Genomic DNA, 13,992 nt, shown 5'->3' with positions numbered 1-13,992 from the left:
CCGCGGAAGTGTGGGCTGGAGGAGCGAAGCGGGGGAAGCACGGAGTGCAGTGGGGTGATCATGCCCAGCCCCCGGAGGTCTTGCGGGCCCGGCGGATCAGCCAGAAGAAGAACGGGCCGCCGATCAGGGCGGTCAGCATGCCGATCGGCAGGTCGGCGTAGTCGACGAGCGTGCGGGCCCACAGGTCGGCGAGCACCAGCAGCACCGCGCCGCCGAGCGCGCTGGCGGGCACCAGCAGCCGGTGGCCGGGGCCGGCGACCATCCGGATCAGGTGCGGCACGACCAGCCCGATGAACGAGATGATCCCGCAGAAGGCGACGGCCGCCGCGGTCAGCACCGCTACCACGACGATGGTGCTCAGCCGCAGCCGCTCGACGTCGACGCCGACGTGGCGGGCGGCGCGGTCACCGAGCGCGAGCAGGTCGAGCTTCGGCGCCAGGACCATCGCCGCGGCGATCCCCACCACGGCCATCGGGAACACGACCCCGACGTACTCCCACCGCGAGCCGTTGAGGCTGCCGAGGGTCCAGAACACGATCTCCTCGCGGGCCTGGGTGTCGCCGAGGAACATCAGGAACGCCAGCGCCGCGGTGGTCATCGCGGTGACCGCGATGCCGGTGAGGACGAGCGTGACGACCTCGGTGCGTCCCCCGTCGCGGGAGGTGACGTAGACGAGCAGCGTGGTGATCAGCCCACCGACGAACGCGCAGATCGCGATCGTCCAGGTGCCGGCGAAGGTCCACTCGAAGACGATGACGGTGGCCGCCGCGACCGCGGCGCCGGCCGAGACGCCGACGATGCCCGGCTCGGCGAGCGGGTTGCCGAAGACGCCCTGCATCAGCGCGCCCGCGGTCGCCAGGCAGGCGCCGGCGAGCGCGGCCATCACGACGCGCGGGAAGCGGACCTGCCACAGCGTGTTCTCACCCTGCGGGTGGTGCGGCACCGGGCCGAGGTCGAGACCGATCTTGTGGAGCACCGAGCCGAGGACCTCGGACGGCGGGATGTCGAGCTGGCCGTGGCCGGCCGCGAAGACCAGCGAGACGAGCAGCACGGCGCTCAGGCCGCCGAGCAGGCCGACCCGCCCGGCGACCGCACGGATCACCGGTCGCTGGCGGTCGACGACGGTCGCCGTCATTCGGGGCCCCCGCGGAAGCGTGGGCTGGAGGAGCGCAGCGGGGGAAGCACGCGCTTTCGTGGGGTGATCATGAGATGGACTCAGGGGCGTACGTCGCGACCGCGAGCGCGTTGAGCACGCTCGCGGTGATCGCGCCGAAGCCGAGGATCTGTGCGTCGTCCATCGCCACGAAACGACGGTGCTGCCCGGCCGGCGTCTCCGCCAGGGCCGGAAGCCTCTTGAGAAGTCCGTCGACACCGCCCGCGGAGTCCAGACCGCCGGTCATCATCAGCACCAGGTCGGGCTGGGCGGCGACCAGGCCCTCGTCGGTGAGCGGCTTCATGCCGTCCCAGCCGATCTCGCCGGCGACGTCGTACCCGCCGATGGCGTCGATCAGCGACTCGGCCCCCGAGCCCTCGCCGAACATGTAGTAGACGCCGGACTGGCCGCGCACGTAGAGGAACACGGTGCGCAGCCGCTGGCCCTCGTCGGCCGGCGCGACCTTCGCGATCTGCGCGGTGACGTCGTCGATCTGGTCCTGGGTGCGCTGGGCGAGCGCGTCGCCGGCCTCGGGGACGCCGAGCGGGTCGGCGACCGCGTGGATCAGGTCCGAGACGCTGTCGAGGCCGCGGTGGGAGTCCACGACCACGACCGGGATCCCGGCGTCGCGCATCTGCAGCACGACGTCCCACGGGCCGAGCGAGGTGTCGGTGATGATCACGGTCGGGTCGAGCCCGAGGATCGCCTCGGCGTTGAGGCTGTGGCCGTCCTGGGTGACCAGCGGCAGGTCCTCGGCCTCGTCGAAGTCCGTGGAGATGTCGCGGCCGATCAGCTGGTCGCCGAGGCCGAGCTCGAAGACCGTGCGGGCGAGCGTGCCGTACACGTCGAGCGCGAGGATCCGGCTGGCGTCGGTGACGGTGACCTCGGTCCCCTGGGAGTCGGTGACGGTCACCGGGAGCGCCGGCTCGGGGTCGGCGACCGGGTCGACCGGCGTCTGGGCGACCGCGACGACCTCGCCGTCCCAGTCGCGCACGTCGTCCAGCGTGGTGACGTCGGCGAGCGGCGGCGCGGTCGTGCCGGACGCCGCGGCGGAGGTGTCGTCGGACGGCTCGGCGCCCCCGGACAGGCCGCAGCCACTCAGCAGTACACCGGTCACCAGCGCAGCCGTCAGCGACCGCAGTCCTCCCCGCATGGGCTCAGATTAGCATCGAATTAAGGCTTGCCTTACCTAAGCGCTAGACGACTCGACAAGTTGTCAGTATCTTGTAGACAATCTGTCGTGACAGTTCGTCAACAAACCGCAGGAGCGCCCGCATGACCGTCCTCGACGAGAGCGTCCAGCTCTCCCTCTCCACTGCCATGCGCGAGGGCTCGATGGCCGAGCACCAGCAGGCGGAGGACTCGCCGTTCATGTCCGAGCTGCTGGGCGGCCGGGTGAACGAGCAGGGGTACGCCGACCTGCTGCTGCGGCTGCGCGTCGTGTACTCGACGATGGAGCCGATCCTGCGCGACCGCCTCGACGACCCGATCGTCGCCGCTGTCCACGACACCGCGCTCGAGCGGCTGGCCGCGGTCGACGCCGACCTCGAGCACTGGTGCCCGGACGGCACCCGCACCGTCGACTCCCCCGCCGCCGACGCCTACCGCGCCCGCCTGGAGCAGGCCGGCGAGTGGGGTGGCTTCCTGATCGCGCACCACTACACCCGCTACCTCGGCGACCTGTCCGGCGGCCAGGCGATCGGCCGGATCCTCGACCGGACCTTCGAGCTCGACGGCAAGGGCGTGTCGTTCTACGACTTCCCGGAGATCGAGAAGCCCAAGGTCTACAAGGACGGCTACCGCGCCCGCCTCGACGCCCTGGGCCTGTCGGCCGAGGACCAGGCCCGCGTGGTCGAGGAGGTCAAGGTGGCCTTCCGGATGAACCAGGCGCTCTTCGTCGAGCTCGGCAAGAACCTGGAGTCGTACGCCCGCTGAGTAGCCTTCCTGGAGTGAAGGTTCTCGTCACCGGCGCGGCCGGCAGTCTCGGACGTGTCGTGACGGTCGGCCTGGCCGACCGCGGGTACACCGTCGTCGGCCTGGACCTGGTGCCGCGGCCGGACGGCGAGGACGGCGCGTGGTACTCCGTCGACGCGACCGACCCGGACGCCGTCGCGGAGGTGTTCGCCGCGGAGCGGCTCGACGGGGTCGTGCACCTCGCCGGCTACCCCGGCGAGGCCAGCCTGCCCGACTCGCTGACCTCGCACGTCGTGACGACGGCCGCGCTGCTCGACGCGATGGTCGAGCACGACGTGCCCCGCCTGGTGTACGCCTCCTCCAACCACGCCGTGGGTCGTACGCCGCGCACCGACCTGCTCACGACCGACGTACGCCCGCGGCCGGACACGTTCTACGGCGTGGCCAAGGTCGCGGCGGAGGGCCTGATGAGCCTGTACGTCGACCGCCACGGCATCGACGCGGTCGCGTGCCGGATCGGCTCGTTCACGGAGCGGCCCGAGTCGGTGCGTGCGCTGTCGACGTGGCTGTCCCACGACGACTGCGTGCGGATGGTCGACGCCGCGCTGACCGCGACCGCCCCCGGCTTCGCCGTGCTGTACGGCATCTCGGCGAACACCCGCGCGTGGTGGGACCTCGAGCCCGGCCGCGCGCTCGGCTACGAGCCGCTCGACGACGCCGAGGAGTTCGCCGACTCGATCGCGGCGGGCCCCGACGACGAGGAGCTCGGCGCGCACGTCGGCGGTCCGTTCGCGACCGTGGACATCGAGCGGCCCGCCCTCGACCGGACGTCTTGACCTGGAGTGCACTCCAACCCTGACACTGGCAGTGTGGACCACACGATCGCCGAGGCGGCCGCCGCGAGCGGCCTGACGCCCGACACGCTCCGGTACTACGAGAAGGACGGCCTGATGCTGCGCCCGATCGCGCGCGGCACGACCGGCCACCGGCGCTACAGCGACGCCGACCTGCGGTGGATCGAGCTGATCAACCGGCTGCGCGGGACCGGCATGCCCATCCGCGACGTACGCCGCTACGCCGACCTGGTCCGCCACGGCGACGGCAACGAGCAGGAGCGGCTCGACCTGCTGCGCGCCCACCGGGTGCGGGTGCTCGCGCAGCTCGCGGAGGTGCAGGAGCACCTGGGTGCGATCGACCGCAAGATCGGGATCTACACCGACAAGATCGAGGCCGCGCTTGACCTGGAGCGCACTCCAAGGACTTGGGTAGAGGCATGACCATCCAGAACCGCACCCTCGGGACCACCTCCCCGCTCACCGTCTCCCCGCTCACCGTCTCCGCGCTCGGCCTCGGCTGCATGGGCATGTCGGAGTTCTACGGCACCGGCGACGAGGAGCAGGGCATCGCGACCATCCGCCGCGCGCTCGACCTCGGTGTCAGCTTCCTCGACACCGCCGACATGTACGGCCCGTTCACCAACGAGCGCCTCGTCGGCCGCGCGATCGCCGGGCGCCGCGACGAGGTCCAGCTCGCGACGAAGTTCGGCAACGAGCGGCGCGAGGACGGCACCCGGGTCGGCATCAACGGCCGGCCGGAGTACGTCCGCGCCGCGTGTGACGCCTCGCTCGAGCGGCTCGGCGTCGACCACATCGACCTCTACTACCAGCACCGCGTCGACAAGACCGTCCCGATCGAGGAGACCGTCGGCGCGATGGCCGAGCTGGTCGAGGCCGGCAAGGTCCGCCACCTCGGCCTGTCCGAGGCCGCCCCCGACACGATCCGGCGCGCGCACGCGACGTACCCGATCACCGCGCTGCAGACGGAGTACTCACTCTTCACGCGCGACCTCGAGGACGAGATCCTCCCGACGATCCGCGAGCTCGGCATCGGCCTGGTGCCGTACTCCCCGCTGGGCCGCGGCATCCTCACCGGCGCCATCACCACCGAGTCGTCGCTGGACGCGAACGACTCGCGTCGCTCGGCGTACTTCCCGCGCCTCAACGGCGAGGGGCTGCAGGCGAACCTCAAGCTCGTCGACGCCGTCCGCTCCATCGCCGAGGAGAAGGGCTGCACCCCCGGCCAGCTCGCCCTCGCGTGGGTGCTCGCCCAGGGCGACGACATCGCCCCGATCCCGGGCACCAAGCGGGTGAAGTACCTCGAGGAGAACGTCGGCGCCGCCGACGTCCAGCTCACCGAAGCCGATCTCACCGCCCTCACGCAGGCCGTCCCGCGTGACGCGGTCGTGGGCGACCGGTACGGCGACATGAGCTCGATCGACGCCTGAACCGGCTCCGCCGTGGGTAGGCATCCCGCCATGGCCGACGACACCACGCGCCCGCCGGACGCAACGCCCCGTCGCCAGGAGACCTCCATCAGGGTCGCAACATTCGTCGCCTGGATCGCGGCCCTCGTCGGCCTGGTCGACGGGATCGTCCTGGTGCTCCGCCGGCGCGAGACCCAGTGCGCGGACGGCACCTACTTCCCTGAAGGCACCACCGACTTCACCTGCTACGTCCACCCGCAGCTCGGCCTCGGCGTCGCGGTCATCGTGTTCTCGATCCTGCTGGGGATCCTGGTGTCGCTGGCGAGCGTGTCTGCGCTGACACTCGTGCGCGGCCGGAAGGAGGCCGAGGCGCGGTGACCGACGTGATCCTGATGGGCGATCCTCGCGTGGCGGCCGTACCCGTCGAGGAGTGCGGTGACGAGCTCGTCGACATCCGGTCGCGGGGCCTCGACTCCGACCCGGAGCTGAACCCGCAGAACCCGGCCTACGCCTTCGTCCGCCGGTCTGTCGCGGAACGCCTCCTGCACGCGCAGGCCGCCCTGCCCGACGGGATCCGGTTGCTCCTCGCCGAGGCGTACCGCCCCTACGAGCAGCAGGACCTGTACTTCACCCGTCGCACCCGCCGACTGATGGAGGCGGAGCCGGCGCTCAGCCTCGAGGCGGCCTCCCTCCGGGCGAGCGAGTTCGTGTCACCGCCCGAGATCGCTCCGCACGTCTCGGGCGCCGCCGTGGATCTCACCCTGGTCGACGGGCGGGGTGGCGCCCTGGACATGGGGACGCCGATCGACGCCAGGCCGGAGGACTGCGAGGGGGCGTGCTACTTCGGTGCCCGCAACATCACGGCTGAGGCGCGAGCGAACCGGGACCTGCTGGCCGGAGTGCTCACCGCCGCCGGGTTCGTCAACTACCCGACCGAGTGGTGGCACTGGTCGTACGGCGACCGGTACTGGGCACTCATGACCGAGCGGCCGCACGCGATCTTCGGGCCGATGCACCTGTCGACCGAGGTGTCACGCGAGCTGCGGTGACGTGATGACCGTCGGACCACCGGCCGGGATGGTGGTGCCGAGGCTCGCTTCGCTCTCACCTCAACCACCGGCGGCTGCCGACGCGAGCCCGTCGACGCACCCGGCCATCATCCGGTGGTGGTTCCAGCGCAGCACCGGGCTGAGCACCGACGAGGCGGCCGCCAGCAGCCCGTCGACCTCCACCTCCTGAGCGAGCTCGAGTCGGGTCCCAGGACCTGAGGGCGTCAGCGAGAAGCGGACCGACCCGGACAGGTCGCCCGAGACCGCGACCTCCAGCCGCGCCGGAGAGCGCGAGACCGCGTGCAGCACCAGGTCCAGCGTGTACGGCAGGACCGAGCGGCAGAGCACCCGCGCGTCGTCGGGACCGAGCGAGGCGACGGCGACCACCTGCGGCCACCACGACGGGTAGCGCTCGAGATCGACGAGTACGGCGTGCACGGCGGAGGGCGGCGCGGGCACCGACCAGCTGCCGGAGAAGGTGTAGGTCGCCCGCACGCTCACTATCGTGCCCTCATGACCGAACTTCTCACTGCAGCGCGGGCCTGGGCCGCCGACGATCCCGACCCGCAGACCCGGGCCGAGCTCGAGGCGGTGATCGACGAGGTCGAGAAGGGTGGCGACGCCACCGACCTCGCGGACCGCTTCACCGGCACGCTGGAGTTCGGCACGGCCGGCCTGCGCGGGGCCCTGGGCGCCGGCCCCAACCGGATGAACCGGGTCGTGGTGACCCGCGCCGCCGCCGGCCTGGCGCAGTACCTCCTCGACACCGGCGTCACCCACGGCTCCGTCGTGATCGGGTACGACGCACGCCACAACTCCGACGTGTTCGCGCGGGACACCGCCGAGGTGATGACCGGCGCGGGCCTGAAGGCGTACGTGCTGCCGCGCCCCCTCCCCACTCCCCTGCTGGCGTTCGCGATTCGCGAGCTCGGCTGCGCGGCCGGCGTGATGGTGACCGCCAGCCACAACCCGCCGCAGGACAACGGCTACAAGGTCTACCTCGGCGACGGCAGCCAGATCGTGCCGCCCGCCGACGCGGAGATCGCCAGCAGGATCGCGGCCGTCGGCGCCGTGGGCGACGTCCCGCGCGGCACCGCCGGCACCATCGTCGGCGAGGACCTCGTCGACCGCTACCTCGACACGATCGCCGAGCTCGCGCAGGACGGCCCGCGCGACCTCGACATCGTCTACACGCCCCTGCACGGCGTGGGCGGTACGACGGTGCAGCGGGTGCTGGAGTCCGCGGGCTTCCGCGAGCCGTCGATCGTCGAGCAGCAGGAGCAGCCCGACCCCGACTTCCCGACGGTCGCGTTCCCGAACCCCGAGGAGCCCGGCGCGATGGACCTGGCGATGGCGCTCGCCGACGCGCGCGGCGCCGACCTCGTGGTCGCCAACGACCCGGACGCCGACCGGTGCGCGGCCGCCGTACCCGGTCCGCACGGCTGGCGGATGCTGCGCGGCGACGAGGTCGGCGCGCTGCTCGCGCACGCGCTGCTGGAGCGCGGCAAGCAGGGCACCTACGCGTGCAGCATCGTCTCGTCGAGCCTGCTCGGGAAGATGGCGAAGGCGTCCGGGCAGCCCTACGCCGAGACGCTGACCGGCTTCAAGTGGATCGCCCGCGTCGACGGGCTGGCGTTCGGCTACGAGGAGGCGCTCGGCTACTGCGTCGACCCCGAGCACGTGAAGGACAAGGACGGCGTCTCCGCGCTGCTGCTGCTCTGCGAGCTGGCGGCCGAGGCCAAGGCCGAGGGCCGGACGCTGGTCGACCTCCTCGACGACCTCGCGGTCCGGCACGGGCTGCACGCCACCGACCAGCTGTCGGTGCGGGTCACCGACCTCAGCGAGATCGCCACCGCGATGGAGACCCTGCGCAGCACCCCGCCGACGGAGCTCGGCGGCCTCGCCGTCGAGGGCGTCGACGACCTCGCGCTCGGCTCGCCGGAGCTGCCGCCGACCGACGGGCTGCGCTATCGCCTCGCGGACGGGGCGCGCGTGATCGTGCGGCCGAGCGGCACGGAGCCCAAGCTCAAGTGCTACCTCGAGGTCGTCGTCCCCGTGAACCCGGAGGACGGCGTGGACGCGGCGCGGATCGCCGCGGCCGGCCGCCTGGACGCGCTGCGCGACGGCATCAAGGCCGCCGCCGGCATCTAGTGGACGAAGAACCAGACGACGAACGCGACCGCGAGGCCGACCAGCCCGGCGATCTCCGGCCACGCGTGCGAGCGGCGTACGCCGTCGGCGAGCGCCTGCTGCTCCGGTGAGCCCTTGGTGATCCGGAGCCGCTCGCGTGCGGAGTCGGCGTGGTGGTGGATCTGGTCCTCGACGAAGACCTGGTAGGTGTTGACGGCGCTCGGCGTCTTCTCGTCGGCGCTGCGGCCCTTGCCCGTGACGGTCTGGCGCAGCGTGTAGCCGATCACCGGCGAGACGTAGCGGTGCTCGCCCGCGGTGACCGCCAGCACCTGCGCGGTGATCACGCGGTCGATCGCGGCGAGCGGGACGTACGTCGTCACCAGCATGTTGCGCAGCACCAGATCGTCCGCGGTGACCCACAGCGCCGGGCGCAGCAGCGTCACCCACGTGACCAGCGCGCCGAAGCACGCGACGATGGCCACGCCGAGCGGCGTACCGGTGTCGCGAGGCCAGATCGCGAGGCCGAGGACGACCGCCGCGGTGACCAGTCCGATGGCCCCCGAGACCCGGCCGCTGGTGGGCGGGAACCGCTCGACGACATCGGTGCTCATCTCGGGGCTCACCTCGGGGCTCACGGTCTCTCGCTTCAGGTTGTGGCTCATCGCAGCGACAACCCTATGCTGGGTCGGTGAGTACCTCCTCCACCGTCCTCGACTCGTCCTTCGACGACGTCACGCGCACGGACGCCTCCCTGCGGAGGTTCCTGCACGGCCTCCCGGGGGTCGACCAGGTCGGCGCCGAGGCGCGGGCCGCCGGGCTCGGCACCCGCTCGATCAAGACCAGCGCGAAGGCCTACGCCCTCGACCTCGCGATCCGGATGGTCGACCTGACCACGCTGGAGGGCCAGGACACCCCGGGCAAGGTCCGCGCCCTGGCGTCGAAGGCGATGCGGCCCGACCCCGCCGACCCGACCTGCCCGCAGGTCGCGGCCGTCTGCGTCTACCCCGACATGGTCCCGGTCGCCCGCGAGACCCTCGGAGACTCCGGCGTCCACATCGCCGCGGTCGCCACGGCGTTCCCCAGCGGCCGCGCCGCGATGGACATCAAGCTCGCCGACACCAAGGACGCGGTCGACGCCGGCGCCCACGAGATCGACATGGTGATCGACCGGGGCGCGTTCCTGGCCGGGCACTACCTGCAGGTCTTCGAGGAGATCGCCCAGGTGCGCGAGGCCTGCCGCCGAGAGAAGGGGGAGAGCGCGCACCTGAAGGTGATCTTCGAGACCGGCGAGCTGCAGACCTACGACAACGTACGCCGCGCGAGCTGGCTGGCGATGATGGCCGGGGCGCACTTCATCAAGACGTCGACCGGCAAGGTGCAGCCCGCGGCCACGCTGCCGGTCACCCTGGTGATGCTCGAGGCGGTCCGCGACTTCCGCGAGCAGACCGGCACCATGATCGGCGTGAAGCCCGCGGGCGGCATCCGCACCTCGAAGGACGCCATCAAGTACCTCGTGATGGTCAACGAGGTCGCCGGTCCCGACTGGCTCGACCCGGACTGGTTCCGCTTCGGCGCCTCCACGCTGCTCAACGACCTGCTGATGCAGCGCACCAAGATGACCACCGGCCGTTACTCCGGTCCCGACTACTTCACGTTGGACTGATCGCATGAGCACCCCCTTTGACTACGCACCGGCCCCCGAGTCGCGCAGCATCGTCGACATCAAGCCGTCGTACGGCCTGTTCATCAACGGCGAGTTCGTCGACGGCCACGGCAAGTCGTTCAAGACGATCAGCCCGGCCACCGAGGAGGTCCTCGCCGAGGTCGCGGAGGCCGACGAGGCCGACGTCGACGCCGCGGTGAAGGCCGCACGCAAGGCGTTCCGCGCCTGGTCGCGGATGCCGGGACGCGAGCGAGCCAAGTACCTCTACCGGATCGCGCGGATCATCCAGGAGCGCAGCCGCGAGCTGGCCGTCCTGGAGTCGCTCGACAACGGCAAGCCGATCAAGGAGTCGCGCGACGTCGACGTCCCGACGGTCGCCGCGCACTTCTTCTACTACGCGGGCTGGGCCGACAAGCTGGAGCACGCGGGCTTCGGATCGAACCCGCAGCCGCTCGGTGTCGCCGGTCAGGTCATCCCCTGGAACTTCCCGCTGCTGATGCTCGCGTGGAAGATCGCGCCCGCGCTGGCGTGCGGCAACACGGTGGTGCTCAAGCCCGCCGAGACCACGCCGCTCACCGCGCTGCTGTTCGCCGAGATCTGCCAGCAGGCCGACCTCCCGCCGGGTGTCGTCAACATCGTCACCGGCGCGGGCGGCACCGGCCAGGCGCTGGTCGGCCACCCGGACGTCGACAAGGTCGCGTTCACCGGCTCGACCGAGGTCGGCAAGGCGATCGCGCGCACCGTCGCGGGCACGAACAAGAAGGTCACGCTCGAGCTCGGCGGCAAGGCCGCGAACATCGTGTTCGACGACGCTCCGCTCGACCAGGCCGTCGAGGGCATCGTGAACGGCATCTTCTTCAACCAGGGTCACGTCTGCTGCGCCGGCTCGCGCCTGCTCGTGCAGGAGTCGGTGGCCGACGAGCTGCTGGCGAAGCTCAAGCGCCGGATGTCCACGCTGCGCGTGGGCGACCCGCTCGACAAGAACACCGACATCGGCGCGATCAACTCCGCCGAGCAGCTGGCCCGGATCCGCGAGCTCTCCGACATCGGCGAGTCCGAGGGCGCCGGCCGCTGGTCGCCCGCGTGCGAGCTGCCCAGCACGGGCTTCTGGTTCCCGCCGACGCTGTTCACCGGCGTCTCGCAGGCCCACCGGATCGCCCGCGAGGAGATCTTCGGCCCGGTGCTCTCGGTGCTCACCTTCCGCACGCCGTCCGAGGCGATCGAGAAGGCCAACAACACGCCGTACGGCCTCTCCGCGGGCGTCTGGACCGACAAGGGCTCCCGGATCCTGCACATGGCCAACCAGCTGCGCGCCGGCGTCGTCTGGGCCAACACGTTCAACAAGTTCGACCCCACCAGCCCCTTCGGCGGCTACAAGGAGTCCGGTTACGGCCGCGAGGGCGGCCGCCACGGTCTGGAGGCGTACCTCAAGTGAGCCGCATCGACGTCCGCAAGACCTACAAGCTCTACGTCGGGGGCGCGTTCCCCCGCTCCGAGTCGGGACACTCCTACGAGGTGTTCGACAGCAAGGGGAAGTTCGTGGCCAACGCCGCCCTGGCGTCGCGCAAGGACGCCCGCGACGCCGTCATCGCCGCCCGCAAGGCCTTCCCCGGCTGGTCGGCCCGTACGGCCTACAACCGCGCCCAGATCGTCTACCGGATCGCCGAGGTCATGGAGGACCGCCGCCCGCAGTTCGTGCAGGCGGTCGTGCAGTCCGAGGGCCTGTCGGCCAGCAAGGCCGAGAAGGTCGTCGACGAGGCCATCGACCGTCTGGTCTGGTACGCCGGCTGGGCGGACAAGATCACCCAGGTGATCGGCAACGCCAACCCGGTCGCCGGGCCGTTCTTCAACCTCTCCACGCCGGAGCCGACCGGTGTCGTCGCGGTCCTCGCGCCCCAGGAGTCGAGCCTGCTCGGACTCATCGGCGTGGTCGCCCCCGCGATCGTCACCGGCAACACCGTGGTGGTCGTGTCGTCGTGCGACCGGCCGCTGCCCGCCGTCACGTTCTCGGAGGTGCTCGCCACCTCCGACGTCCCGGGTGGCGTGGTGAACATCCTGACCGGTTCCGCAGCGACGGTCGGCCCCTGGCTGGCGTCGCACATGGACGTCAACGCGCTCGACCTCACCGGCATCGCGGGCGACAGCGCCCTCGCGACCGACCTCGAGGTGGCCGCGGCCGACAACCTCAAGCGGGTACGCCGCGCGCCGGCCGCCGAGCCGGACTGGACCCTCGACCCGGGTCTCGACGCGATGACCGCGTTCCTGGAGACCAAGACGGTCTGGCACCCGATCGGCGTCTAGGTGCCGCAGGTCGAGCTTGCGAGGACTGAGATCCAGCACCGAGGTCGAGGAGGCGTGCGACCGACGCAGGAGGTCGCAGCCGGCGTCTCGAGACCCGAACAGTTGAAAGCGATGGCATGCCCGCGCGCGTGATTGTCTTGGCCGGCCCCTCAGGAGCCGGGAAGTCGCGCCTCGCCGAGCGGATCGGCCTTCCCGTGCTGCGCCTGGACGACTTCTACAAGAGCGCCGGCGACCCGACGCTGCCGTACATCATCGAGGGCGCGAACGCCGGCATCGTCGACTGGGACGACCCGGAGTCCTGGCTGCTCGATGACGCGATGGCGGCGCTCGACGAGCTGTGCCGGACCGGGCGCACCGAGGTGCCGGTCTACGAGATCGCGCAGAACGGCCGCTGCGGCTGGCAGACGCTCGACCTGGGCGGGAGCGAGGTCTTCCTGGCCGAGGGCATCTTCGCGCAGGAGATCGTGCCGCACGCCCGCGAGGCCGGGCTGCTCGAGGCGGCGTACTGCGTGCGTCAGCACCCGATGGTGACCTTCTGGCGGCGGCTGACCCGCGACCTGCGCGAGCGCCGCAAGCCCCCGCTGGTGCTGGTCCGCCGCGGACTGGCGCTGATGGGCGACCAGCGTCGGGTGGTCTCCCACGCGGTGTCGCTCGGCTGCGAGCCGGTGACTCCGGACGAGGCGTACGCCAAGATCAGGTCGTGACCACCTGGCCGCGCCAGCCCGACAGCCGCACGTGCGGCCCGTCGGTGGTGGTCGTGGCGGAGAACCTGCAGGGCCCGTGGCCGGGGTTCGACGACGAGGTGCTCGCGATGCACCGGCGGCTCAACCGCTGGTGGCCGCGCGCGCTCGGCACCACCCCGTGGGCGGTCGCCCACCGGCTAGGCGGGCGGGTACGCCGCTTCCGCGAGCAGGAGGTCGTCGCCGCGCTCCCCACGCCGGTGCCGGTGTACCTCGGGTCGCGCTGGCTGCCCCGGCACGTCGTGCTCGCCCTCGGAGCGGACGACGACGGTCTCCGCGTCTACGATCCAGCGCGCGGAGCCGTCGTACCGATCCAGGCCTCCCGGTGGAAGACGGCCTGGTTCGCCGTCCTGCCTAGCTGAGGGCCTTCGCCTTGATGGCGTCGAACTCCTGCTGGCTGATCGCGCCGGAGTCCAGGAGCGCCTTGGCCTTGTGGATCTCGTCGGCCGGCGTGCTCGAGCTCCCCGCGACCGACTTGATGTAGGCGTCGGTGTCGGCCTGCGCGGCGTTGATCGCGGCGATGTTGCGCTCCGCCATGCCCTGCCCGCGCGCGATCAGGTAGACCAGCGACGTCAGCAGTGGCAAGAAGATCAGGAAGAGGACCCAGAAGGCCTTCGCCCAACCGCTGGTGTCCTTGTCGCGGAACAGATCCGTGAGGATCTGGAACAGCACGACGAGGTACGCCATGAGCAGGAAGAAGGAGAGGATGAACCAGAAGAAGTCCCAGAAAGAATCCACGGCGCGACCCTAGGGGGCCTGGCGACTAGACCGGTTCACCC

General features: G+C 71.4%; 17 protein-coding genes. 12 read left to right on the top strand and 5 right to left on the bottom strand.

Annotated features, from left to right (window positions below):
• Positions 1-58: 58 nt before the first annotated feature.
• On the bottom strand, positions 59-1,135 hold the full coding sequence (locus tag MJ604_RS03480) for an iron ABC transporter permease (protein ID WP_243056904.1): 1,077 nt from the start codon (positions 1,133-1,135) through the stop codon (positions 59-61).
• A 67-nt stretch (positions 1,136-1,202) separates the two neighbouring features.
• Entirely contained in the window at positions 1,203-2,306 is a 1,104-nt protein-coding gene (locus MJ604_RS03475) for an ABC transporter substrate-binding protein (protein ID WP_243056903.1), read from the bottom strand.
• Between the two features lie 122 nt (positions 2,307-2,428).
• Between MJ604_RS03475 and MJ604_RS03470 the strand changes: the two genes are divergently transcribed.
• The 6 genes from MJ604_RS03470 to MJ604_RS03445 are packed head-to-tail and all read left to right on the top strand — an operon-like array spanning position 2,429 to position 6,379.
• The gene (locus MJ604_RS03470; RefSeq protein WP_243056902.1) at positions 2,429-3,088 is read left to right on the top strand and encodes a heme oxygenase (biliverdin-producing); all 660 of its coding nucleotides are present in this window, start codon (positions 2,429-2,431) and stop codon (positions 3,086-3,088) included.
• A gap of 14 nt (positions 3,089-3,102) precedes the next feature.
• Entirely contained in the window at positions 3,103-3,903 is an 801-nt protein-coding gene (locus MJ604_RS03465; protein ID WP_243056901.1) for an NAD(P)-dependent oxidoreductase, read from the top strand.
• Positions 3,904-3,936: 33 nt separating this feature from the next.
• A complete protein-coding gene (locus tag MJ604_RS03460; protein ID WP_243056900.1) occupies positions 3,937-4,344 on the top strand; it encodes a MerR family transcriptional regulator in 408 nt (135 codons plus the stop codon).
• Positions 4,341-5,351, top strand: a complete 1,011-nt coding sequence (locus MJ604_RS03455) for an aldo/keto reductase (RefSeq protein WP_243056899.1) — start codon at positions 4,341-4,343, stop codon at positions 5,349-5,351. Before MJ604_RS03460 ends, MJ604_RS03455 begins: the two co-directional genes overlap by 4 nt.
• Positions 5,352-5,381: 30 nt before the next feature.
• Positions 5,382-5,708 (top strand): hypothetical protein, encoded by a 327-nt coding sequence (locus tag MJ604_RS03450; protein ID WP_243056898.1) that lies wholly within the window; start codon positions 5,382-5,384, stop codon positions 5,706-5,708.
• Complete coding sequence (locus MJ604_RS03445) at positions 5,705-6,379, top strand: M15 family metallopeptidase (protein WP_243056897.1); 675 nt, start codon at positions 5,705-5,707, stop codon at positions 6,377-6,379. The genes MJ604_RS03450 and MJ604_RS03445 overlap by 4 nt, the downstream gene beginning before the upstream one ends.
• 60 nt (positions 6,380-6,439) lie before the next feature.
• On the opposite strand, the gene MJ604_RS03440 is transcribed toward MJ604_RS03445, so the two are convergent.
• Entirely contained in the window at positions 6,440-6,874 is a 435-nt protein-coding gene (locus tag MJ604_RS03440) for an SRPBCC family protein (RefSeq protein WP_243056896.1), read from the bottom strand.
• 18 nt (positions 6,875-6,892) lie between these two features.
• Here MJ604_RS03440 and MJ604_RS03435 point away from each other — a divergent pair, with 18 nt between their 5' ends.
• Positions 6,893-8,530: a phospho-sugar mutase gene (locus MJ604_RS03435; protein WP_243056895.1), complete on the top strand. Its 1,638-nt coding sequence runs from the start codon at positions 6,893-6,895 to the stop codon at positions 8,528-8,530.
• Here the strand turns inward: MJ604_RS03435 and MJ604_RS03430 are convergent.
• Entirely contained in the window at positions 8,527-9,171 is a 645-nt protein-coding gene (locus MJ604_RS03430; protein WP_243056894.1) for a hypothetical protein, read from the bottom strand. The genes MJ604_RS03435 and MJ604_RS03430 overlap by 4 nt on opposite strands.
• A 26-nt stretch (positions 9,172-9,197) precedes the next feature.
• On the opposite strand from MJ604_RS03430, the gene deoC reads away from it, so the two are divergent.
• The 5 genes from deoC to MJ604_RS03405 all read left to right on the top strand — a co-directional run bounded on the left by deoC (position 9,198) and on the right by MJ604_RS03405 (position 13,575).
• Positions 9,198-10,172 carry a deoxyribose-phosphate aldolase gene (gene deoC / locus MJ604_RS03425; protein WP_243056893.1) on the top strand — a complete coding sequence of 325 codons (975 nt, stop codon included), beginning with the start codon at positions 9,198-9,200 and terminating at the stop codon, positions 10,170-10,172.
• A 4-nt stretch (positions 10,173-10,176) separates the two neighbouring features.
• Complete coding sequence (locus MJ604_RS03420; protein WP_243056892.1) at positions 10,177-11,607, top strand: aldehyde dehydrogenase family protein; 1,431 nt, start codon at positions 10,177-10,179, stop codon at positions 11,605-11,607.
• A complete protein-coding gene (locus tag MJ604_RS03415) occupies positions 11,604-12,473 on the top strand; it encodes an aldehyde dehydrogenase family protein (RefSeq protein WP_243056891.1) in 870 nt (289 codons plus the stop codon). The genes MJ604_RS03420 and MJ604_RS03415 overlap by 4 nt, the downstream gene beginning before the upstream one ends.
• A gap of 128 nt (positions 12,474-12,601) precedes the next feature.
• Complete coding sequence (locus tag MJ604_RS03410) at positions 12,602-13,177, top strand: ATP-binding protein (RefSeq protein ID WP_243056890.1); 576 nt, start codon at positions 12,602-12,604, stop codon at positions 13,175-13,177.
• Positions 13,174-13,575, top strand: a complete 402-nt coding sequence (locus MJ604_RS03405) for a hypothetical protein (RefSeq protein ID WP_243056889.1) — start codon at positions 13,174-13,176, stop codon at positions 13,573-13,575. Before MJ604_RS03410 ends, MJ604_RS03405 begins: the two co-directional genes overlap by 4 nt.
• On the opposite strand, the gene MJ604_RS03400 is transcribed toward MJ604_RS03405, so the two are convergent.
• On the bottom strand, positions 13,568-13,951 hold the full coding sequence (locus MJ604_RS03400; protein WP_243056888.1) for an SHOCT domain-containing protein: 384 nt from the start codon (positions 13,949-13,951) through the stop codon (positions 13,568-13,570). The genes MJ604_RS03405 and MJ604_RS03400 overlap by 8 nt on opposite strands.
• Positions 13,952-13,992: the final 41 nt, after the last annotated feature.

This window comes from Nocardioides sp. SR21 (assembly GCF_022761125.1).
Lineage (GTDB): Bacteria > Actinomycetota > Actinomycetes > Propionibacteriales > Nocardioidaceae > Nocardioides.
The sequence above is the reverse complement of the archived record's forward strand: the minus strand, read 5'-3'. Positions and strand labels throughout refer to the sequence as shown.

What these genes read in the sequence shown, in the direction of transcription:
- MJ604_RS03450 (WP_243056898.1), top strand. Translation starts at nt 5,382, where the DNA reads ATGGCCGACGACACCACGCGCCCGCCGGACGCAACGCCCCGTCGCCAG.
- MJ604_RS03430 (WP_243056894.1), bottom strand. Translation starts at nt 9,171, where the DNA reads ATGAGCCACAACCTGAAGCGAGAGACCGTGAGCCCCGAGGTGAGCCCC.
- MJ604_RS03435 (WP_243056895.1), top strand. Translation starts at nt 6,893, where the DNA reads ATGACCGAACTTCTCACTGCAGCGCGGGCCTGGGCCGCCGACGATCCC.
- MJ604_RS03470 (WP_243056902.1), top strand. Translation starts at nt 2,429, where the DNA reads ATGACCGTCCTCGACGAGAGCGTCCAGCTCTCCCTCTCCACTGCCATG.
- MJ604_RS03420 (WP_243056892.1), top strand. Translation starts at nt 10,177, where the DNA reads ATGAGCACCCCCTTTGACTACGCACCGGCCCCCGAGTCGCGCAGCATC.
- MJ604_RS03480 (WP_243056904.1), bottom strand. Translation starts at nt 1,135, where the DNA reads ATGACGGCGACCGTCGTCGACCGCCAGCGACCGGTGATCCGTGCGGTC.
- MJ604_RS03475 (WP_243056903.1), bottom strand. Translation starts at nt 2,306, where the DNA reads ATGCGGGGAGGACTGCGGTCGCTGACGGCTGCGCTGGTGACCGGTGTA.
- MJ604_RS03455 (WP_243056899.1), top strand. Translation starts at nt 4,341, where the DNA reads ATGACCATCCAGAACCGCACCCTCGGGACCACCTCCCCGCTCACCGTC.